This is a genomic window from Shewanella sp. BC20 (assembly GCF_003129585.1).
GTDB classification, from domain to species: domain Bacteria; phylum Pseudomonadota; class Gammaproteobacteria; order Enterobacterales; family Shewanellaceae; genus Shewanella; species Shewanella seohaensis.
In genome coordinates this window covers 211,464-232,743 of record NZ_NHRI01000001.1, presented here as the reverse complement: position 1 = coordinate 232,743, position 21,280 = coordinate 211,464, and the positions used below count along the sequence as shown (strand labels likewise).

The following is a 21,280-nucleotide window of genomic DNA, read 5'->3' as shown; positions in this document are numbered from 1 at the left end:
CTTTCGGTCGTTCCAAACCAATAACCAAGACGAACATAACGTCGAAAGGATTAAATGATGAACGTTTTTTGTAAAACTCTACTTGCTTCTGCGCTAGCTTCTGCAACTCTGGCTTCTGCTTATGCCGCTGAGCCACTGACTGTTTATGGTAAGTTGAACGTTACCGCTCAATCAAATGATGAGAAAGGTGATTCTACAACAACTATTCAAAGTAATGCTTCTCGTTTTGGTGTGAAGGGTGATTTCGAACTGTCTAGCTCGCTGGAAGCGTTTTACACAGTAGAGTACGAAGTGGATACTGGCGCTGCAACAAGCGACAACTTCAAAGCCCGTAACCAATTCGTTGGTTTAAAAGGTGCATTTGGTTCTTTCTCTGTTGGTCGCAACGACACTCTGTTAAAGATCTCTCAAGGTAACGTTGACCAGTTCAACGATTTATCAGGTGACTTAAAGAGCCTGTTCAAAGGTGAAAACCGTTTAGGCCAAACTGCAACTTACCTGTCACCTTCAATCGGTGGTTTCGTATTTGGTGCAACTTATGCCGCTGAAGGCGATGCTGACCAGCAAGCTCAAGACGGTTTCAGCTTAGCCGCTATGTACGGTGACGCTAAACTGAAAAAATCACCTTTCTACGCCGCTATCGCTTACGATTCTGACGTAAAAGGTTACGAAATCCTGCGTGCATCAGTACAAGGTAAAATCGCTGATTTAACCTTAGGTGGTATGTACCAACAACAGGAACAAACCTACAAAAACGCTTTACCTGTTAACACTGACAGCGTGAACGGTTACCTGTTAAGCGCAGCTTACGATATCAACGCTGTGACATTAAAAGCCCAATACCAAGACATGGAAGACTTAGGTGATTCATGGTCAGTGGGTGCGGACTACAGCTTAGGTAAGCCAACAAAAGTGTTTGCTTTCTATACTAACCGCTCTATGGAAGCGTCTAACGACGATGACAAATACATCGGTGTTGGCTTAGAACACAAGTTCTAATCTCAGCATTAAGGTTGAATTAAGGAGGCTTAGGCCTCCTTTTTTATTGCGATAAACAAACAGTTATATAAACTTAATATGACAATTATCGCGACAATATCGCTTTTGCGGCACGCTTATTCATAAATCTGTAATAAAAATGACTAATAATAACCGTGTTGACATTCACTGACAGAAAATCACTTATGACTGCAAGGATATTGATAGTAGAAGACGAGTTAGCCATCCGTGAGATGCTGACTTTTGTAATGGAACAGCATGGGTTTACAACCTCTGCGGCGGAAGATTTTGATTCGGCCATTGCGCTGCTAAAGGAGCCTTACCCCGATCTGATTTTGTTGGATTGGATGTTTCCTGGTGGAAGTGGTATTCAATTGGCCAAACGCCTCAAGCAGGATGAGTTTACCCGTCAGATCCCCATTATTATGTTAACCGCTCGAGGTGAAGAGGAAGATAAGGTTAAGGGCCTCGAAGTGGGCGCCGATGACTATATCACTAAACCGTTCTCACCCAAGGAGCTGGTGGCGCGTATCAAGGCTGTGTTGCGCCGTAGCGCACCGACCCGCCTCGAAGAAACCATCGATGTACAAGGATTGTTACTCGACCCTGTGAGCCACAGGGTGAGTGTTGGCGATACCGTACTCGATATGGGGCCAACGGAATTCCGTTTATTACACTTCTTTATGACACACCCTGAACGTGTTTACAGCCGCGAACAGCTGCTCGATAACGTCTGGGGAACCAATGTGTATGTAGAAGACAGAACCGTCGATGTGCACATCCGTCGCTTGCGTAAAGCGGTCGAAGAGTCGGGTCATGACCGCCTCATTCAAACGGTTCGTGGGGCTGGTTATCGTTTCTCTACGCGCATTTAGTGCCAAATAAGAGATAGGCACAGGTTAGCTTTTAAGCTATCTTGTGCTCCTCTTATTTAGCCTGATGTCTGGGTTTACTTATGTTCGACTCTTATTCAGGGTACCGGTTGTTTTCGCGCTTAGCGGTGTTCTTACTGCTATGTTTGCTAATTGGTTTATTGGTAGGGAAACCCCTCTGGATACTTATCATTGGATTGCTAGGACTGGTGTTCTGGCATTACCGTCAGTTAGCTCGTCTCAATTTTTGGTTATGGCGTGACAGAAAATTAACGCCTCCCCAGGGCAGTGGCAGTTGGGAAGGGGTGTTCAACGGCATATACCGTTTGCAGGGGAAAAATCGTCGCCGAGTTGGCCAATTAGCCGCCTTGCTAGGACGTTTTCGCCAAGGCGCCGAGGCCTTGCCCGATGCGGCAGTCGTGCTCGACTCAGAGCACAATATCTTATGGTGTAACAAGTTAGCGCAGCTGATTTTAGGCTTTGTCTGGCCACAGGATAATGGTCAACGGATTGATAACTTGATCCGTCATCCTGATTTTTCCGCTTACCTTAAGTTGGGAGAATATAAGGAGCCCTTAGAGTTGGCCTCACCTGTCTCGGATAGGCGCCTACTCGAAATTCGTATCATGTCCTATGGTGATAGACAGTTGCTGCTGATCGCCCGTGATATTACGCGGATAAGACAACTCGAAGGCATGCGTAAAGAATTTGTCGCCAATGTGTCACACGAACTAAAAACCCCACTCACTGTATTGCAGGGTTATTTAGAGATGATGCAAAGCATGGCCGAACCCGATTCGATGAACGCCAAGCCCTTAGCCTTAATGCAACAACAGACGCGGCGAATGCAGTCGATGGTGGAGCAGCTGTTGGTGTTATCGCGTATCGAAGATGCGGTCGATATTAACCTTGAGAATACGGTGAATATGGCGCAGTTGATGGAGGTCTTGAAGGAAGAGGCCAAGGCTCTGGCGCAGGATAAGTACGAACTGAGTTTCCATTGCGAGGCGGGACTCAACTCCCATGGCAATGAGTTACAGCTTAGAAGTGCTTGTTCTAATTTGATTTCGAATGCGATTCGCTACACAGAACCCGGCGGCAAAATTACCGTGCAATGGCGCAGTGTGGCAACTGGAGGCCTCTTTAGTGTGACGGATACGGGCGAGGGGATTGCGCCGCAGCATATTAGTCGCTTAACCGAGCGCTTTTATCGTGTCGACAGTGCGCGCTCAAGGCAAACCGGTGGCAGTGGCCTTGGTTTAGCTATTGTGAAACATGCCCTGAGTCATCACCATAGTGAGCTCAATATCAGCAGTGAATTGGGCAAAGGCAGCACCTTTAGCTTTGTTATCCCACACCATTTGATCGTCCGTAAAAAATAACGGCAGCGCAGACTTAATTTATTTTTATATTTAAAACAGGCCATTAGGGCCTGTTTTGTTTTTATCAGTACTGGGTAATGACCTTTTTTGCAAAAAAATACGAAAAATGTGTTTTGTCATCTAAGTGTCACATCTTGGACATAGAATTGTCATTGTAGCGATTGATACTGGCTGCGTCTGAAGAAACTTAAGTTAGAAATTAGTTAGCTTATTACTGGAGCACATAATGAAACTGAAAAAGCTTGTCGGCGCGATGACCCTCACAGCCGCTGGTGTATTCTCTGCCACTGCAATGGCATCTGTTGATCAATCTCTGCCAACTTACGAGAAAGCAAGTGGTGTATCAGGCAACCTTTCGTCTGTAGGTTCGGATACCTTAGCCAACATGATGACTCTGTGGGCTGAAGAATTTAAACAGATGTATCCTAACGTCAACATCCAAATTCAAGCTGCTGGTTCTTCTACTGCGCCACCAGCATTAACCGAAGGCACTTCACAATTCGGTCCAATGAGCCGCAAGATGAAGCCTAACGAAGAAGAAGCCTTCGAAAAGCACTACGGTTACAAGCCAACTGCAGTTCGTGTTGCGATTGACGCTTTAGCGGTATTCGTACACAAAGATAACCCAATCAAAGGGTTAACTGTTGAACAAGTTGACGGTATTTTCTCTTCTACTCACAAGTGTGGTAGCAGCGATATCCAACGTTGGGGCGAGTTAGGTCTTGACGGTAACTGGTCAGCAAAAGACGTACAACTGTACGGTCGTAACTCAGTATCTGGTACTTACGGTTACTTCAAAGAGCACGCTCTGTGTAAAGGTGACTTCAAGGCCAACGTAAACGAGCAACCAGGTTCTGCTTCTGTGGTTCAGTCAGTTTCTCAATCACTGAACGCTATCGGTTACTCTGGTATCGGTTACAAAACTGCTGGCGTGAAAGCCGTTGCTATCGCTAAGAAAGGTAACGAGTTTATCGAAGCGACTGCAGAAAACGCTGCTAACGGTACTTACCCATTATCACGTTACTTATATGTCTACGTGAACAAGCAACCAAACAAAGACTTAGCACCAATGGAAAAAGAATTCATCCGTTACGTGCTGTCTAAGCAAGGTCAGCAAGTGGTAGAAAAAGACGGTTATGTGACTCTGCCTAAGAGCGTAGTTGCTAAAGATTTAGAACAGTTAGGCATCCGCCTCTAATTCTTAATCGCTAAACCATTAAGGGTCTCTTCGGAGGCCCTTTTTGTTTTTGGGAAGATTCATTGCTGCTTAAGACCGAAAAGTGGGCATAAAAAAAGCAACCTAATAAGGTTGCTGTAAATTCCAATTCGGAATCTGGGGACGGTCGCGCTAGAAACCATCTAAAGGAGAATGATGATGAACGAAGAAACTCATTGCAAAGATTCGGTTCATAATATCTGACTCAAGGGCGCGAAATTAGTTCAGCAAAAATAGAAAATTTTTGAAAATATTTTTTCTTATAACCTTTATGCATTGAAAAATATGTAAATTTTATTTTTACAGCTTAACTCAAGCCGATTCTGGCACGTTATCGACCTCAAGCGTTGTTGCAAAATGCGGATGCCGGAAAGGTTTATTCGATTGCGTAGGAGTAAATCAGCGAACGATAATAGGGTTAGCTCATTTACCGATAACAGGTCGCTTAACAGATGCCGCCAGAAAACCAACCAGTCCCAATTGAACCCCAAACCTGGGATCACAACCGAGATTACCATTCCTTTGCTAATAGCGACCAAGTACAGGTCACGCATTTATCCCTCGCGCTTAAAGTCGATTTTGCGGCTCGTCGTTTGCAGGGGAAGGCGACTTTGTCGCTGCGCTATCTAGAATCACAGGTTGGCGAGTTATGGCTCGATAGTCGCGACTTACACATTTTATCGGTCACGACAGAGGATGAAACGGCGCTGGCATTTCATCTTGAAGCGGCTGATGAGATTCTCGGGCAGAAATTAGTCATCCAGTTACCCCAAGGGCAGTGTAAGCAAGTTTGCATTCGCTACCACACCTCGCCGGAGGCTGAAGGGCTGCAGTGGCTTACGCCTGAACAAACGGCGGGCAAAGCATTACCTTATCTCTTTAGTCAGTCTCAGCCCATTAATGCCCGCAGTTGGATCCCCTTGCAGGATACGCCAAAGGTGCGAATAACCTTCGATGCGCATGTTGAGGTGCCAAAGGGCATGCGTGCCGTGATGAGTGCAATGAACGACCCGGATACACCGCTCGAGGGGCAATTCCAATTCGAGATGGAAAAGCCCATTCCCACCCATTTGCTGGCTTTAGCGGTGGGCGACTTAGCCTTTCAAGCCATAGGTCCGCGCAGCGGCGTGTATACCGAACCTTGCATGTTAGAGGCCGCGGCTACTGAGTTTGCCGATACTGAGCATATGCTGGATGTGGCGCAATCGCTCTTAGGCCCTTATGCATGGGGGCGTTATGACATGATCATCTTGCCACCGAGCTTTCCCTTTGGTGGCATGGAAAACCCGCGTTTAGCCTTTTTAACCCCAACCCTGATTGCGGGGGATAAAAGCTTAGTGTCGACCGTAGCCCATGAGTTGGCACACTCGTGGACGGGCAATTTGGTGAGCAATGCCACATGGCGCGATCTCTGGTTGAATGAAGGCTTTACAACCTATTTCACCAATCGGATTGTCGAAGCCGTTTATGGTAAGGAGCAGGCCGAGCTGGAATGGGTCATTGAATTTGGCCGATTAACCGAAGAAATGGCCATGTTACCGCGCCACAGGCAAACCCTGCCCGCGAATGTGCAGCAGGCCGATCCTAATTTGGCCTTTAACCGTTTTACCTACGATAAGGCATCGATGTTCGTCCATGAGCTAGAGCATCGCCTCGGCCGAGTCGAGTTCGATAAGTTTCTGTTTGCCTATGTGCAGCACTTTGCCTTTAAGGCGATCACCACCGAAGTGTTTGTCGAATATGCGAAAGTCGCTTTAGTCGAAGCCTATCCCGATAAAATAAACGAAGCTGAGCTGCAGGAATGGATTTATGGCGAAGGGTTACCGCAAGGTTATGTGGGGCCCACATCACGAAGTTTAGATAAGGTTGATAGCGCCTTGGATGACTTCTTACAGGGCAAAGCGGCCAGCGAGCTTAAGGTTAAGGGCTGGCGAGTCCACCATTGGCAATACTTTTTGACTCAATTGCCCGAAGTGGTGTCGCAGGTACAACTGATGGATTTGGACGATACCTTTAAGTTCACCGAGTCTACTAACGCTGAAATTGCCTGCGATTGGTTTAGGGTCGCTATCCGCAATCATTACGACCCCGTGCTGCCCGCCTTAAGTGCGTATTTACAGCGCATTGGCCGCGGTAAGTTTGTCCGCCCACTTTATGCTGAATTGCAGGTTGCGGGTTACCACGCTGAGTTACAACAAATCTATGCCAGTGCGCGGGCGGGATACCATCCTTCGATTCAAGTGCAACTGGATAGAATGCTGAAGGGGTAAAATACAGATAAAAAAAATGGCAACCTAAGGTTGCCATAAAAGAATCAAAGTAGGAGACAAAGGAATGCAGTGCGCTAGCGTGTATTCGATTGTTTCCCAAAAGGGAGATGATGATGAACGACCAACCAATTCGACTCTATGCAATAACTTGAAACTGTTTCATTGAATTAAACGGCGGGTTTTATCCATTTAATCCTTTGCTAAACATTTCATTTAGCAATCAATTCTGCATCAAAGCGGATTTGTTAATCCTTACATATAGTCAGACTAAGACCTTTTGATAAAGTTCAGTTGGCGGCTAAAAAATTTAAATTTATTTTTGGGCTTGCTGACATCAGCAAATTGAGCCGTTGGTGAGCGGCTACATTTATTTTACATATAAAACATAGACATAAAAAAAGGCAACCAATTGGTTGCCTAGTGACCTATTCCTAGGTCAAGGGGGCTGCGCTAGAAGCCCCAGGGAGAATGATGAACATGAAAAAGACATTCGCTGTTCAATATGTTTGAGGGGCTTATAGAATTAAAGTTCCATCGAAAATAAAAAATAACTTAAATTTTTTATTTAATAATAAAATTTCAATGGGATAGCGTGCGGATTATTTTAAAAGCGCTTCTATCTTGTCACTAATGGCCTCTGGTTTTGTGGTTGGCGCAAAGCGAGCGACCACTTCGCCCTGACGATTAATTAAGAATTTAGTGAAATTCCACTTAATGCGTTCCGTGCCTAATACGCCTGGCGCCGCTTTTTTGAGGTACTGGTATAAAGGGTGAGTGTGCTCACCGTTTACCTCGATTTTCGAAAACAGTGGAAAGCTCACGCCAAAGTTGAGTTCACAAAAACTTTGAATGCCTTTCTCGTCGGCTTTTTCTTGGGCGCCAAACTGATTGCATGGGAAGCCTAAAACCACCAATCCCTGCGCTTTATATTTTTGATAGAGCGCTTCTAAGCCCTTGTACTGTGGTGTAAAACCGCACTCACTGGCGGTATTCACAATTAAGATCACTTTGCCTTGATATTGCGCCAGTGCCGTTGGATTGCCTTGAATGTCGTTTGCGCTGTGGCTATAGATAGTCGATGTCATCATTACCTCCTTAGGTGTGGTGATTAGCATAAATAATAGTTTGATTGTTATCAATTGATTTGTGTGCAATTTATTTTGCGGATTTGCTAATCTTCTTCAATATCAATATAGTTACGCTAATTTTATCTCAGCAGAAGGGCGTTTATGTGACTGAACATGAAGCCGAATACGAAACAAACACACAGGCCGATGTCGGGCAGGTTGTTCAGCAACTCACTGAAGTTGAAGGTGAAGAACAGGCTGAAGTGTTCAGTGAAATCTTAAATGAAGCTGAGCCTGGCACGGTTGCCTTAGTGCTAGAGTCTTTACCCTTAGACGAGCGTTACGAGCGTTGGCAACAGGTTGAGTTTAGTGACCGTGTGACAGTGCTGAGTTTAATGCGCGCCGATCCGCGTATGGGGATCCTAAAGCAGATGCCCGACAATGAGGTGGATCTGCTGTTCGCGCAGCTCAGTCCTGAGGATTTGATTGAGTGGAGTGATTATCTCCCTGAAAGTTTTACCGACCGCGCCTTGGCACAAATGGGTGAACGCCAGCGGCAGCGCTTCGAGTTGTACGACCAATACTCTGAAAATGAGATTGGTCGTTATACCGATCATCAAATGTTAGTGCTCAGCGATAAGGCGACTGTGGCCCAAGCGCAGCGATTTTTCAGACGAATCGAACTCGACTGTAACGACAACTTATTTATCGTCGATGAGGCGGATAAATACCTAGGTACGGTCAGACGTTATGATATTTTCAAGCATGATCCCTCTGAACCGTTGATTTCACTGTTATCGGAAGATAGCCGCGCCTTAACCGCAGATACGACGCTACTCGATGCCGCCGAGGCAATTGAACACAGCCGCGAAATTGAGTTACCGGTTATTGATGAGGCTGGGGAGCTGATTGGCCGTGTCACCCTAAGGGCCGCTACCGCCTTAGTGCGTGAACATTACGAAGCCCAATTAATGGCAACCGCGGGTATGGATGAGTCCGACGACTTATTCGCCCCGATCATCAAAGGTGCGCAGCGCCGCGCCGTGTGGTTAGGGATTAACTTACTCACTGCATTTTTGGCCTCGGCAACCATTGGGTTATTTGAGAACGTCTTATCGCAAGTAGTGGCTCTTGCGGTGTTGATGCCGATAGTGGCGTCCATGGGCGGGATTGCGGGGAGTCAGTCGCTCACCTTGATGATCCGCGGTATGGCGATGGGGCAGATCTCTGCGGGTAACTTATTCTCGTTAATGAAGAACGAGTTAGGTATTGGCTTAGTCAATGGTACCCTGTGGGCAATTGTGATTGGACTCGTGGCGGGCTGGTGGTTTGCCGACAGCACCATAGGCATAGTGATAGGGTGCGCGATTTTGATCAATATGGCGGTCGCGGCGCTGGCAGGGGTGTTTGTCCCTATGGTGTTGCAGCGTTTTAACCAAGATGCGGCGCTCTCAGGCTCAGTGATTTTAACCACAGTGACCGACGTGGTGGGTTTTTTCACTTTCCTCGGCATGGCGACGATACTGTATCTCTAAGTGGATGTTGGTTGTTTAACTCAATTGTATGAATCAAAACGATATTCAATTTGTCCTTTGCCAAAGCGCAGCCGAATTAGCGGCTGCGGCGGCCTTAATCGATCAACGGGATGACAACGCGCATCCCCTCGACCATCAGGCCTTTGCTCTGTCCCGCGCTGTAATATTGGCGAAAACACTCGAGGGTGAGATGGTTGGCTGCGCGGCGATTAAGGCGGGGTCTGGCCCCGTAGGGGAACTAGGTTATCTGGTGGTCTCGCCTTTGTACCGCCGCCGTGGCATAGCCCAAGGGCTTACCCTTAAGCGGATTGAAGTGGCTAAAGCGCTGGGGATAGCCCTATTATTTGCCACCATTCGAGATGAAAACAACGCCAGCCGAGTGAATTTACTCAAGGCCGGATTTCACTTTTGGCGGAATTATTTAAGTATTAGAGGAACGGGGAATACCGTCGGTTGGTATTACTTAGCCCTCGAAGATAAGCTGGATATCGATGGCATAATGCAATCCCTCGTTGGAGATCGGGTTCCAGTAAGTTAAATGTTTCTAAATTGTTTGCTTTAAGTTTTGCTTGTGTTTTTTACCGGTTTTCGTTTGGTTTCAAATTCAAAAATCTTTTCGACTCTCTGCTAAATATGCAGATTTTCTTTTTTTATTCGGTATGATTCGCGCCATTACCCACAGTCATTATTGAGGTGTTTTTATGGCTAAGTTCAGAGTAGCAAGTGTCTTATTATTGAGTGCAGCCGCGCTGCAGGTGAATGCGTCAGAATTTAATCTTGGGTTAAACAACGATGTGGTTTCTACCGAGTTAGAGCTGCAAGTGAATAAAGATGTCAATGCAGTATTAGGATATATTTATTCAGACGATAGTGGTCATATTGCCCAAGGCGCAATGCACATGACCCATGATGCGGGTGTGCATCATTTTGAAGTTGGCGCTAAGTTAAGCCAGTTATGGGCAGATGATGCGCCAAATGGCAGCACAGTGTCAGTGGGTGGTCGTTATGCCTTGGCGTTAGGGCCAAACATCTCTTTGCATGCCGCTGCTTACTATGCGCCATCGGTATTGTCTTTCGGTAATGTCGATGGTCAATACGAATTGGATTCAAAGGTGCAGTACCGTGTGAATCCTAATATGGCGTTTTATGTCGGTTACCGTAAGATTGCCTTCGAATATGATCACGCCCGTGATTTTACCTTCGAAGATGGCGTTTACATCGGCGGTAAGTTCCGCTTCTAATCTCGCCTTATTGAGTGGCCTTTACAGAGGCCACTTCGCTGTCAAAGCCGGCCAAGGTTATCTTCGCCGGCTTTTCCATTTGGCTTTCAGTTCGCTGTAGCTTGGCAGGATGGAAGAGATGATCACCAGTCCTATGCCAATACACACCACAATGCTTAAGTGCTCATCCAAAAACCACCAACCAAACAATGCGGCAAAAATAAGGCCTGTGTATTCCACGGGCGCCATTTGGCTGGCATCGGCACGCCGATAGGCGTGGATGATGAGGTAGGTCATGCCGATATAAAACAGGCCTAAGGTCAAACCAACTTGGGCGACGGGCAGGCTAAAGTCGGCGCCTTCGTACCAGGTTGCCGGTATCAGAAAAACCATGGCAAAGGCATTAGACCAAAAGAGTGTTGAAAAGGGATGCTCATGGGTTGAATATGCCTTCAAAATGAGACTGTTGGTTGCCGAGGTCATAGCACCAAAAAAGGCTAGACCGATATAGAGGTTAAATTCCGTCGGCTGACTTATCAGCAAAATCCCTGTAAAACCAATAATCCCCGCGACGGTGCGGCGATAACCAATACGCTCATTTAAAAAGAAGGCGGACATCAGCAACAGTAACAATGGGGAGGTATAAATGACCGCAGTCACAGTCGCCAGCGGTAAGTGCAGTACCGCCAGCATAAAGATGGCATTGCCTAAGCCGATTAACAGTGCTCGGCTCAAGTGCACCTTGTAAAAGGGGCTTAACTTAAGGTTTCCCTGTAGTCGCCAAACAAAGGGTAATACTAAGAGCGTGGCGAATAATTGGCGATACAGCACCAGTTGAAACACGGGCGCATTCGTTTCAAGCAATTTAACCAATAGGTTACCGCTGGCAATCAACAACTGGGCAGCTAGAATCATCAATAAGGGTGCCATAGGTATCCAAGTTAACGGCTGAAATGGTGGCTAAGCTTTTACGCACTAAGTGAACGATTAAAATATCATCATAAGGTACCCGATTGCCGACTAATTTAGTCTAATCAATTGTAAAAAATAAAATGTAGTCATAAAGTTAACACTCTAAAATGATTTTCTGCTTGGAACTAGACGCTGGTATATAAACCAAGATACCTATGAGCAAAACTAACTTACACAATTTCTGGTGCTTTTTGCTGCTTCTTTGGACATTTAGTCCGTTTGCCTTGAGCGCTGAAATTGCGTTGGATTCCCCCTATTTATTCCACGCCGATAATAAACAACAGCCACCGGCTGATTTTAATCAAGTGACTCAATGGATGAGCCAGCTCGAAGAGGCCAGTTCGGTGAGCCTTGCGGGGGGCGATTATTGGATGGTGTCTCCCGTGATGGTCAACAGTCGCCAAAACCATTGGGTGGTGGATGCCAGTAATTCCATTGTCGAATCGGTCGATTATTGGTTGCTCGGCAGCGATGGTTCAGTGCAGTTTGCCCAGAGTGGTTACTATGCGCCCTATGAGTTTTTATTCGATTATGGCCGTAAAGTTAAGCTCAATATGGGGACGGATTATTGGTTAGTGACTCGGCTGAGCAGCCGATATTTCTCATCAGCCCCTGAGCTGGCTATTGAGTCGGAAGAAGTACACCAACTGACCACGGACCGCATGGCCTTGGCCATAATGATTTGTTTAGGTGGATTGTTTTTTATTGCGCTGTACAATTTGCTGATTTATATCTCTATTTTTGATAAAGCCTTTCTATATTACGGCCTGTATGTGTTGACCTATTTTGGTGGTTGGGCCTTGACCTTCCATTTACCGGCGCACCTATTCAACTTTCATCAGCTTGAGTTGCATCATCTGTTTTTTATCAGTTTGCCGATATTTAACATTCTGTTCTACAAACACTTCTTACAACTTCCCAGTTATTCGCCGCGATTATGGCGCCTTAGCAAGTACCTATTAATCGCCTGCATTTTAGCCCTGCCAACCAGTGTGTTGTTATTGTCCTATACCGCGATTATTGCCTCGGTATTAATCATGCTGTGGATTGCACTGGCCATTACCTGCGGCAATGTCTGTTTAATGAAAGGTTTTGCGCCTGCCCGTTATTTTATTATGGCTTTTAGCTGTTTATTGCTGCCAGCGTTAATTATTCTTCCGGGCAATATGGGGATCACCCCCGATTTTATCGAACATGCCGAGTTTGCCACGCTGCTGGGCGGTACAGTGGATGCTCTGTTGTTATCTCTCGCCTTAGCGAACAAGCTTAAACTGCTATCCGAGGAACGTAAGGCGCATATCGAAGAGTTAGGAATCGCTTGGGAAAAGGCTAGGCTCGATGGCTTAACCCGAGTGGGTAATCGCTATGCCTTTGATGAGTTTATGAATTCACAGTTGGCCTTTGGCAATAAAGTGGTTCAGCCAATGGCTTTGGTGTTACTCAATGTCGACAGCCTTAAAATGGTGAACGATACCTTAGGCCATCAAGAGGGCGACCGTTTACTGCAACACTTAGTACAGGTTTTGCAGGCGACGAATATTGCTCACCTTAAAATTTATCGGATCAGTGGCGATGAGTTTGTGCTGATCCTGCCCGCAAATGGTATGGCAACCTTAACGATCTGCTTGAGGGGCTTAACGACGCAATTTGCCGCTGAGGGGTTAAAGGATTGCCAGTTTAGTTTTGGTTTTGCTATCAATACCGATGTGGCCGAGCCCCACGAGTGGCTTCGCAGCGCCGATAGCAGTTTGTATCAGTCACGGATGGAAAAGCGCCGTCAGGAATACGCAGATACCCGCGCGGGCGAGATTGTCTCGATTTAGAGTGTCTATTTAAAGGAGCCTCCATTTAATCGAGCGCCTCTTTAAATTTGAACAGATACAAATAGTTGGATAAAAAAGGGGCTGCATTATGCAGCCCCTTGGTATTTAGGCGAAGTCTTTTTCGCCTTTGATAATGGCCGGATGGCCGCAGATGGCTTTGGCAGTATGCATACCCGCCATAGTCGCTGCTTCCACACAACCGGCGTTGAGACCCGTTTTAATCCAATCTCCCGTCATATACAGATTGTCGATGCCCGTACCATCCGTGGTGATCCGATATTGAGAGCTGCCTTTCACTGACAAGACATAACGCTCGGAAGGATCGACATTGGCGCGCCAATATTGACTATCGAATCGCGCCTCGCCTTGGCGCTGCTGTTCATCGTGCAACCATTCCCAGGGGAAACTGTCGCCAACCTGCTGCCACAGCTTATGAATTTCCGTATTGAGTTGATTGATGGCGCCAGCCTTGGCTTCAGCGGTTTTGCTCTGTTGAAAACCAATATCCGTGCGCGGAGGATAAGCATCCACAGGCAACGCTGAGCAGAAATAGCTGGCATTTTTCGGCTCTATGCCCCGCCAGTCTTCTTTATCGAGCAATTGGTCCATCGATGCCCACGTATCGTAGGGCTCGGTAAAGCCAGATAAGACGGGCTGTTCGCCATCCTCTGAATAATTGGGCCAACCTATACCATTAAGATCTTGATTCATCCACAGTTGATAGGCTTGGGTCGCGACGGTCTGCACTTTATCGACGCAGGTTTTGAGCGCCGGACTCTGTGCCATAACCTCGCTCGCTACATGGGGAACCGATCCTAATGACAGACCAAAAATCACTTTGTCGAAGTCCACGCCTTTTTGCAGACGTTTTTTCGGTAGTGCCTGACCAAATTGCGCCTCGTACAGATTGTCCCAATCGCTCCAGAAGTGCTCAAGATTAATATCATGGGCTTTTAGCAATGTGGCTTGCTCAGGCTCGAGTTGATCGTAATTGGGCGTGCTGGGCCAGCAGGCTAACCCTTTAACATCCACGAGTGGATTGTAGTCTTTAACCGAAGGAGCCAGTGCGACTTGCTCTGTGATCTCAATCGCTTGAATGCTGTTGTCGCGACATTCTAAATTATCAACCCGATTGAAGAAGTGGAAATTCACCCCGCGCCGTTTCAGCACTTCATAGTAGGGGGTAAAGACCACATCGCCCATACCCGCCTGCATTTTCCACATGACTCCGCCTTGATAACACAGGGCGATACGCAGCATGGAGCGAATAATAGTCCCCGCTTCGACATTGGGTTTGTCGAAGTTGCCTTTTTCGTAGGCAAACACCAGATCATAAAAACCACGTACCGGCGCACTGTCGACCGTGTATTTTTGGCTGGCGCCGTGTTTGGTTAACCATTCGCGGTAATCATAGTCGTTGATGGCATCGAAGCCCTTTTCAAACACATCATCGGCAAACATTCCTTTTAAGATGGTTAAGCCTAAGTCGACGGCAATATACAGATGGCGTAACTCATCGTTAGTGTCTAAATGATCGCTAAAGCGCTTAACCAACCTTTGGTGCAGAGCATCGACGGCGGATTCGACCAAACCATCGTCACTCTCGCTGTGAACATGCTCATCGCATTCGCGGCCAATCATTTGATTAAAATGGCATTCGAGCTTGTCACCTAGGGCGTCTAGGGATTCCATCGCATCATCGACCGAATCCTCTAACTTATCCTTCAGCCGTTCAAACCAGCCGATATCGAGCCAGTTTTTCGGCGTCGCCATGGCTTTTTCATCGGCTTCTAGCAGGGAGTCCATGTCCTTTAGCCATTCTTTTATCCAAGCAAAGGCGGCTTTAACTACCTTCCAGAAGGTTAAGGTTTCGGTGCCATCTCCAGGGATCCCTGGGAGTGTGGGGAAGGTGATTGGCCAGCTAACGGAGCGGCCATTAATTTCTTCCTGAAGCACAATAAAATTATGGGGTTTAAAGGCATCGAAGAAGGTCGCTAGCGGCGCTTCGGGCGGGCGGTCTAATTCTTCATAGGCTTTACGCATCAAGGCGCAGGCATTCTGGTAAAAACCAAACCAGATATGGAGGCCATGCTCTTCAATCCGTTGTCCCATTGCGGCATTACGGCCACTTGCACCCTTGCCACCGATACGCCAGCCTAATTGATAGACATCAATCTCATATTGATTCTGCCAGCCGGGTCTGTCGGTGAGATAACAGGCGGCGGTCATGGCGGCGACGCCTCCGCCGAGAATGGCAATTTTCTGTTTTTTGATTTCAGAGTTATCGACCAGCACTTCGCCCGGCGGTACTTCAAAGTCAAAGTTCACATGGTAGGGCAGTAATACATGCTGCTCGCCGACCTCGACGCCTAGGGTCTCTTTGAGTGGGAAGCTAGCGTTATCAAAAATAGTGGCGACAAAGTCATTTTCCAACAGGGCGACACTGTGCACTTTGTTGACCTGTGCCGGCGCCGCAGTAATCGCCTGATAAACCGCTTTTTGGCCTGAAGCATCCGGAAACTGCTTTAAAAACACTTGGTCAATGGCTGGTTTGAACAGCAAATGAAATAGTTGCTCCTCACCTAGCTTATCCAGCTCTGGAATAAAATCCGTTTGCTCTTTAAAGAGTTGCCAGGTTTGGGCTATGGCTTCTAGCGTGGTGAGCTGCGCCTCGGGCTTGGCATTGCAATTCACCTCAATCAGCGGGTGCATGGCAAGCTCAGTGTCAGGGCTAAAGTGTAAGAAGCTCTTTGTGGCCAAGGAGAGGCGGGTTAATGGCTCCCCGACCGCGGGCATAGTGTATTCACACAAATACTTGGGATAACCGAATAACTCGCGGCCATTGATCAGAGCCATCGCATCATTTACCCAAATATGCAGTGGCTGAAAATACACATGACTGATGGCTGTGCTGTTGCTATTGTCTTGGCGACCGACCATCACCCAAGTGATGATGTCGGTTTCTTGGATCCAACCTTTAGCCCTGTCGGTTGGGTCTTCTGAATAGGCTTTCTCGATTTGGGTAAAGGTTGTCAGTACATAGGGCGATAGCACTTTAAAGTACATGGCGCTTCCGGCCACTTGATTAAGGGTTTTATCGATGGAGCGCTGTAAGTTGGCGAGTTTTCCCTTGAGAAAAAAACCGTACATATCGGCTTTATTCAACACTAAGGGGGAGTGCATTAGCATACTGCCTGGGGGATAGATAAAATCGGGGCGTTGTTTTTCCATGGGATCATCCTTTAAACCCGTAAAGATATGTAAGGTAGTTTTTGTCGACAAAAAAGCATGAGTAAACCCTAAAGAGCATAGGGTAAATAGGCCAATTAGCCTATTGATTTTACAATTGAATTAAAAGATGAATAGAGGGAAAAACTTAGATTAACTAGCAAGTTGGATTAACTCCAACTTGCTGGGATTTGACTGCTTATAAAGCTCGAATTTGCTAAGGCAAACGGGTCGTAGTTCAGTTACTTCGATTTATGCTGATAGAAATCCACCTCTGCATCATCTGAATAACGGCGCTTAGTGTCCCTGCGACGTTGTTTTACGCGTTTGTTTTTTTGCTTACCTTTGACGTTATCGCCCCATGGCGCATCATCGTCGTCAAATTCATAGGAGTGTGACATGGTCAAAATTCCAAAAATACCTGTGCCATTCTCAGCACTCGATCTTTTTACCCAAAGGCGAGATTAAGCTAAAGCGAAATATTTAATCACTGATGGTGAAAAGTTTTGTCCAAGAAGGGGCGATATGACTCAATGGAATTGCGTTAGCGATTTTACCCAGCGCCATAGGGTTTATCTTGATGATTATTAAATGAATAAGATTAAAAGCGCATTCATATTGTATGGAAGCAAAAAGAATGGCACTCAGAATATGAGTGCCAAGTTCTGATAAAAAATAAGGAGTTAGTGCTAGGGCGTGTTGACGTTTCGAGATTAGATTTTGTTCGTTCTGGCAAGCACGTGCTCGCGAAACGAGGAATGATGTGTAGTCATTCTACTCAAATGATGAGTGACAAAGAGCAAGGGTTTGCCAGACGAACCCTTCGGGCAGCATTTGGCTGGCTTTTCTGCCGCGTTATCGTCCGTTTATGTAGAATAACTACACTGCACGGACTTTGCCTTGCATAAAAGCCAGCCAAACTGCTGCAAAAATAACCCTGAAACATCAACACGCCCTAATAATTGCGCTGCATGCGCGCTACAAACATTCCATCTGTGTTGGCTTCGAAGGGCCACACGGTCAACATTTCTGTTTGTTCGCCGGTAAAGGGGTGGCGGATCGGCACTAGGTTGAACTCGGGATGTTGTTGTAAAAAGGCGGAAACTACTTGCTCATTTTCAACCGGTGACAGTGAGCAAGTGGCGTAGACTAAGCTTCCGCCCCGTTTTACCGCCTTACTGCTGCGGCTTAATATATCCAGTTGGAGTGCTGCTTTATCTGTGACGGCATCGAGGCTGTCGAGCCAGCGCATATCGGGATTGCGGCGCCAGGTGCCCGTGCAGCTACAGGGCGCGTCGACTAAAACCCCATCAAAATGGTTGGCATCGACCGGCAGTGCATCACTGCGCCAGCGCGCAATGCTGATGCCATCAAATCTTGCCCGCTGGGCACGTTTGCTGAGTTCTTCTAAGGCGTGGGCGCGAATATCTGATGAGACAATTGAGCCTACTAATGGGTTTTGCTTAGTCGCGGCCGTTTGCATCAGTGATCGCAATTGCAAGGTTTTTCCGCCTGCGCCACTGCAGGCATCCCACCAGTGTTGCCAGGGCTCTGGTGCACAAATTTGACCTATCACTTGTGAGGCTAGATCCTGGATCTCAATTTTGCCCTCTTTATAGAGTGATATTTCATTGAGATTCATGCTCTTAGTGCCAAGGTTAATGGCATCTGCAAAATAGGGGCTGAGGCTCGCATCTATCTCTAGCGCTTGCAGTTGTTTGACTGCCGATTGGCTATCTATTCCCTGCGCGCGTCCCCAAATCGGTGGGCGGCTAGACATGGCTTCGATGAGATTTGGACGCAACTCTGGGGCAATCGGGCAGACCTGCCAAAACCATTCGGGTAATAAATCTGTGAGTTCGAAGGACACTTCGGGAAATTGCTGCCGTACCAGTGCCAACTTATCCGTTAAGCTGTTAACGCTAAGGGATTGAAGTTGTTGATAATCAACTGGCGATTGGGCGAGTTCATGCCAGGCTTGGGCGATGTCCTGCCATGGATGGGCTTCGATTAAGGCGCTCGCACTGAGCATGGCAAAAAATTGGGGCGCCTGTTGATGATCGCCCGTGGCTTTAAACCAGCCCCACCAACGGAACAGGCTAAATAAGGATTCGCGGATCACTTTGCGATCCTTAGAGCCGTGCTTTTTATGTTCCCTAAAGTAGTTCGCGAGCACTCGGTCGGCGGGTTGCTTGGTATTTAAAATCTCATCGAACAATAACTTAATAGTATTGGCATAACTTAATCCGCGTTTTTGCGCGAGGGTTTGCGGTTCGATATTCACTGTTGATGCCATGATTGCTGATGATAAGCCGTTTGGATTGCCCATAAAGTTAGCCTGAAAAGGGGCTCGGCCGAGTGACATCCAGCCGTTGGGATGAATATGGCCAAGCAAATCAATAAGTGGCGCAGAGTGTAGCAGTTTTACGTATCGCTAGCAGTAAAAAAGCCCCAATGCTGAGTTGGGGCTTGATGGGAAAACGAATGCGCGGGTGAGGAAAGGATGACCTACTTAGTCACCATCTTCTGGATTTGCTTAGCACGTTCTTCATCACTCAAGACCGAAGGCGGAGGTGTCACTATGCCTTTTTGGCAGGCGGGACGCAGGGCTAGTTCGTCTAACCAACGTTGTAGGTGAGTGAGTCCTTCCATGTTGATGCCGCTCCATTCATGGATGCGCACCCAAGGCCAAGTCGCGATATCGGCAATGGTGTACTCTTCACCGGCCAGATACTGATGCTTGGCTAACTGGGTGTTCATTACCTCAAACAAACGTCGACCTTCTTTTTGATAACGTTCAATGGCCGCGGGGATTTTTTCAGGGAAGTAACGGTAAAACACGTTAGCTTGACCCATCATTGGGCCAACACCGCTCATTTGGAACATCAGCCATTGAATGACCTGCGAGCGTTTTTTAGGATCGGCAGGCAAAAACTTACCCGTTTTTTCCGCCAGATACAGAAGAATCGCACCGGACTCGAACACCACAAAGTCATCGTTATCTCGGTCGATAATGGCTGGAATACGGCCATTAGGGTTAATGGCGAGAAACTCAGGCTGCTTCTGTTCGTTAGTGTTGAAATCTAACTTATGCACTCGATAGTCGAGACCCATTTCTTCGAGCGCGATGGAAATTTTAAAACCGTTCGGGGTCGCGGCGGTATATAAATCAATCATAGTTATCCCTTAAGTCTTAACTGGTTAATGCTTAACTTGGCTGCCCAATAGGGCATCGCTGTCAGTTTTTTGGGGTAAGCGACACTATCGCAGGGCGCTGGGCCACTTTCGCAAACCATGCCTGAATATGGGGCAGAGTGTCATCCACCAGAATATCTAAGTTTTTAATAAAGCTAATAAAAACGTATGCAGAAATGTCGGCAATCGTAAAGTTATCGCCCGCAACATAACTTGATTTGGCTAATTGTTGGTCTAAGGTCGGTAGGAAGTCAATGACCCGTTGGCGTGATTCTGCGCCCCAGGCTTCGACACAATTTTCCCTGTCTTTGTAGATACCCGTTAGGTTTCTAAAGGCCTGAAAACCCGCGGTAAAACCTTGTAACTCAATAATACGTTGCCACATTTCCACTTTAGCGCGCTCTAGCGGCGTGTTGCCAAATAAGGAAGTGTCACTCGGATAGATCTCGTCGAGATAACGGCAAATAGCGACGGACTCACAGATATGGTTGCCATCATCGAGTTCGAGCAGGGGAATGCGGCCGTTGACACTTTTGGCTTTGAATTCAGGGTTAAGGTTTTCACCGCCGCGAATGTCCACACTCACACGTGGAATGTCGATGCCTTTTTCTGCGAGGAAAATACTCACGCGTCTTGCGCTTGGCGTTGGTGCTAATTCATAAAGCTTCATGCTCTTTCCTTCTGTTAATCTGTAAGTTTGCCTAAATAGGGCTTTAACGGAACGATCGGTTAGGATAGAATTTACGCCATATCTAAACGGTCAGTCAAGAATGTTTTTGCCCTATGATATTCCGTTTAATGCAGGCATCTATGTAGGTTTGGACCATGGCACGCAGTTGTAATTTTGATAGACAAGAAAAGCTCATTCAGGCGATGGAGCTGTTTTGGCGAAAGGGATTTGCCGAGACCTCGATTGCCGATCTGGTCGAACACTTAGGGATTAATCGCTTCAGCTTGTATAACAGTTTTGGCGATAAGCAGAGTTTGTATCGCGAATCCCTGCGCTTTTATCTCGATCACTATTCCTTCGGCGCGAAGGAGCAAATCCTGCACGCACAGGCAGGGCTGAGTGAAATCTTGACCTATTTAGCACGATTTGTGGCCTTGCAGCGCGAGCAAGAATACGGCTGCTTTATGCAGAATGCGGTGATGGAAAAATGCCTCGACGATGACTGCGTGCAGCAGGAGTGCCAGCGCTTATTTGTCCAGTTACAGAGTAATTTCGCCGATGTATTAGGTTACAGCCAGCGACAGGGTGAGTTGTCTCAATCGGTTCAACCAGAGTCGCTAGCGGCATTTTTAGTGCTTCAATTACAAGGGATTAGAGTGTTAGGCAAGGCGAAGGAATACGCGCTGTTGGATAACGCATTTGAGGTATTAAGCGAATACCTTAAGTGTTTGGCGTTGACGCCACTTAAGCCCGTCGATATGAAATAGGGTGTATGCTACACCGAGAAGCATGAGACCAAGTCAATGCTTGGCCTCGTTAACCCCAAAACTG

17 protein-coding genes are annotated in these 21,280 nt (G+C 47.0%); 10 read left to right on the top strand and 7 right to left on the bottom strand.

Annotated features, from left to right (window positions below):
- Positions 1-54 precede the first annotated feature (54 nt).
- The 5 genes from CBX96_RS01005 (at position 55) to CBX96_RS00985 (ending at position 6,739) form a co-directional block, all read left to right on the top strand.
- Entirely contained in the window at positions 55-999 is a 945-nt protein-coding gene (locus CBX96_RS01005) for a porin (RefSeq protein WP_164717875.1), read from the top strand.
- Between the two features lie 185 nt (positions 1,000-1,184).
- The gene (gene phoB, locus CBX96_RS01000; protein WP_011623460.1) at positions 1,185-1,874 is read left to right on the top strand and encodes a phosphate regulon transcriptional regulator PhoB; all 690 of its coding nucleotides are present in this window, start codon (positions 1,185-1,187) and stop codon (positions 1,872-1,874) included.
- 80 nt (positions 1,875-1,954) lie between these two features.
- The gene (phoR, locus tag CBX96_RS00995) at positions 1,955-3,253 is read left to right on the top strand and encodes a phosphate regulon sensor histidine kinase PhoR (RefSeq protein WP_109285404.1); all 1,299 of its coding nucleotides are present in this window, start codon (positions 1,955-1,957) and stop codon (positions 3,251-3,253) included.
- A gap of 226 nt (positions 3,254-3,479) precedes the next feature.
- Positions 3,480-4,451, top strand: coding sequence for a PstS family phosphate ABC transporter substrate-binding protein (locus tag CBX96_RS00990; RefSeq protein ID WP_011626766.1), 972 nt, complete (start codon positions 3,480-3,482; stop codon positions 4,449-4,451).
- A 470-nt stretch (positions 4,452-4,921) separates the two neighbouring features.
- On the top strand, positions 4,922-6,739 hold the full coding sequence (locus tag CBX96_RS00985; protein WP_109285403.1) for a M1 family metallopeptidase: 1,818 nt from the start codon (positions 4,922-4,924) through the stop codon (positions 6,737-6,739).
- Between the two features lie 599 nt (positions 6,740-7,338).
- On the opposite strand, the gene CBX96_RS00980 is transcribed toward CBX96_RS00985, so the two are convergent.
- Complete coding sequence (locus CBX96_RS00980; RefSeq protein ID WP_011626764.1) at positions 7,339-7,824, bottom strand: glutathione peroxidase; 486 nt, start codon at positions 7,822-7,824, stop codon at positions 7,339-7,341.
- A gap of 146 nt (positions 7,825-7,970) precedes the next feature.
- Here CBX96_RS00980 and CBX96_RS00975 point away from each other — a divergent pair, with 146 nt between their 5' ends.
- The 3 genes from CBX96_RS00975 to CBX96_RS00965 all read left to right on the top strand — a co-directional run bounded on the left by CBX96_RS00975 (position 7,971) and on the right by CBX96_RS00965 (position 10,582).
- Positions 7,971-9,341, top strand: a complete 1,371-nt coding sequence (locus CBX96_RS00975; protein WP_011626763.1) for a magnesium transporter — start codon at positions 7,971-7,973, stop codon at positions 9,339-9,341.
- A 28-nt stretch (positions 9,342-9,369) separates the two neighbouring features.
- The gene (locus CBX96_RS00970; protein WP_109285402.1) at positions 9,370-9,879 is read left to right on the top strand and encodes a GNAT family N-acetyltransferase; all 510 of its coding nucleotides are present in this window, start codon (positions 9,370-9,372) and stop codon (positions 9,877-9,879) included.
- A gap of 163 nt (positions 9,880-10,042) precedes the next feature.
- Positions 10,043-10,582: a YfaZ family protein gene (locus tag CBX96_RS00965; RefSeq protein WP_011626761.1), complete on the top strand. Its 540-nt coding sequence runs from the start codon at positions 10,043-10,045 to the stop codon at positions 10,580-10,582.
- 57 nt (positions 10,583-10,639) lie between these two features.
- Here the strand turns inward: CBX96_RS00965 and CBX96_RS00960 are convergent, their stop codons facing one another.
- Positions 10,640-11,491, bottom strand: a complete 852-nt coding sequence (locus CBX96_RS00960) for a DMT family transporter (protein WP_109285401.1) — start codon at positions 11,489-11,491, stop codon at positions 10,640-10,642.
- Positions 11,492-11,688: 197 nt separating this feature from the next.
- Between CBX96_RS00960 and CBX96_RS00955 the strand changes: the two genes are divergently transcribed.
- The gene (locus CBX96_RS00955) at positions 11,689-13,356 is read left to right on the top strand and encodes a diguanylate cyclase (protein WP_109285400.1); all 1,668 of its coding nucleotides are present in this window, start codon (positions 11,689-11,691) and stop codon (positions 13,354-13,356) included.
- A 105-nt stretch (positions 13,357-13,461) separates the two neighbouring features.
- On the opposite strand, the gene CBX96_RS00950 is transcribed toward CBX96_RS00955, so the two are convergent.
- From CBX96_RS00950 to CBX96_RS00925, 5 genes are all read right to left on the bottom strand, one after another.
- A complete protein-coding gene (locus CBX96_RS00950) occupies positions 13,462-16,587 on the bottom strand; it encodes an NAD(P)-binding protein (protein ID WP_109285399.1) in 3,126 nt (1,041 codons plus the stop codon).
- 239 nt (positions 16,588-16,826) lie between these two features.
- Positions 16,827-16,985 (bottom strand): hypothetical protein, encoded by a 159-nt coding sequence (locus CBX96_RS00945; RefSeq protein ID WP_011626757.1) that lies wholly within the window; start codon positions 16,983-16,985, stop codon positions 16,827-16,829.
- A 554-nt stretch (positions 16,986-17,539) separates the two neighbouring features.
- Positions 17,540-18,913: an RsmB/NOP family class I SAM-dependent RNA methyltransferase gene (locus CBX96_RS00935; RefSeq protein ID WP_109285398.1), complete on the bottom strand. Its 1,374-nt coding sequence runs from the start codon at positions 18,911-18,913 to the stop codon at positions 17,540-17,542.
- A gap of 179 nt (positions 18,914-19,092) precedes the next feature.
- Positions 19,093-19,761, bottom strand: a complete 669-nt coding sequence (locus tag CBX96_RS00930; RefSeq protein ID WP_089067366.1) for a glutathione S-transferase family protein — start codon at positions 19,759-19,761, stop codon at positions 19,093-19,095.
- A 61-nt stretch (positions 19,762-19,822) separates the two neighbouring features.
- Entirely contained in the window at positions 19,823-20,449 is a 627-nt protein-coding gene (locus CBX96_RS00925) for a glutathione S-transferase (protein WP_109285397.1), read from the bottom strand.
- A 155-nt stretch (positions 20,450-20,604) separates the two neighbouring features.
- Here CBX96_RS00925 and CBX96_RS00920 point away from each other — a divergent pair, with 155 nt between their 5' ends.
- A complete protein-coding gene (locus tag CBX96_RS00920) occupies positions 20,605-21,216 on the top strand; it encodes a TetR/AcrR family transcriptional regulator (protein ID WP_109285396.1) in 612 nt (203 codons plus the stop codon).
- The last annotated feature ends 64 nt before the right edge of the window (positions 21,217-21,280 follow it).

Bases quoted from the DNA above. Each gene is read 5' to 3' on its own strand.
- CBX96_RS01005 (WP_164717875.1), top strand. From the start codon at position 55: ATGATGAACGTTTTTTGTAAAACTCTACTTGCTTCTGCGCTAGCTTCT.
- phoB (WP_011623460.1), top strand. From the start codon at position 1,185: ATGACTGCAAGGATATTGATAGTAGAAGACGAGTTAGCCATCCGTGAG.
- phoR (WP_109285404.1), top strand. From the start codon at position 1,955: ATGTTCGACTCTTATTCAGGGTACCGGTTGTTTTCGCGCTTAGCGGTG.
- CBX96_RS00990 (WP_011626766.1), top strand. From the start codon at position 3,480: ATGAAACTGAAAAAGCTTGTCGGCGCGATGACCCTCACAGCCGCTGGT.
- CBX96_RS00985 (WP_109285403.1), top strand. From the start codon at position 4,922: ATGCCGCCAGAAAACCAACCAGTCCCAATTGAACCCCAAACCTGGGAT.
- CBX96_RS00980 (WP_011626764.1), bottom strand. From the start codon at position 7,824: ATGACATCGACTATCTATAGCCACAGCGCAAACGACATTCAAGGCAAT.
- CBX96_RS00970 (WP_109285402.1), top strand. From the start codon at position 9,370: ATGAATCAAAACGATATTCAATTTGTCCTTTGCCAAAGCGCAGCCGAA.
- CBX96_RS00965 (WP_011626761.1), top strand. From the start codon at position 10,043: ATGGCTAAGTTCAGAGTAGCAAGTGTCTTATTATTGAGTGCAGCCGCG.
- CBX96_RS00960 (WP_109285401.1), bottom strand. From the start codon at position 11,491: ATGGCACCCTTATTGATGATTCTAGCTGCCCAGTTGTTGATTGCCAGC.
- CBX96_RS00955 (WP_109285400.1), top strand. From the start codon at position 11,689: ATGAGCAAAACTAACTTACACAATTTCTGGTGCTTTTTGCTGCTTCTT.
- CBX96_RS00950 (WP_109285399.1), bottom strand. From the start codon at position 16,587: ATGGAAAAACAACGCCCCGATTTTATCTATCCCCCAGGCAGTATGCTA.
- CBX96_RS00945 (WP_011626757.1), bottom strand. From the start codon at position 16,985: ATGTCACACTCCTATGAATTTGACGACGATGATGCGCCATGGGGCGAT.
- CBX96_RS00935 (WP_109285398.1), bottom strand. From the start codon at position 18,913: ATGGGCAATCCAAACGGCTTATCATCAGCAATCATGGCATCAACAGTG.
- CBX96_RS00930 (WP_089067366.1), bottom strand. From the start codon at position 19,761: ATGATTGATTTATATACCGCCGCGACCCCGAACGGTTTTAAAATTTCC.
- CBX96_RS00925 (WP_109285397.1), bottom strand. From the start codon at position 20,449: ATGAAGCTTTATGAATTAGCACCAACGCCAAGCGCAAGACGCGTGAGT.
- CBX96_RS00920 (WP_109285396.1), top strand. From the start codon at position 20,605: ATGGCACGCAGTTGTAATTTTGATAGACAAGAAAAGCTCATTCAGGCG.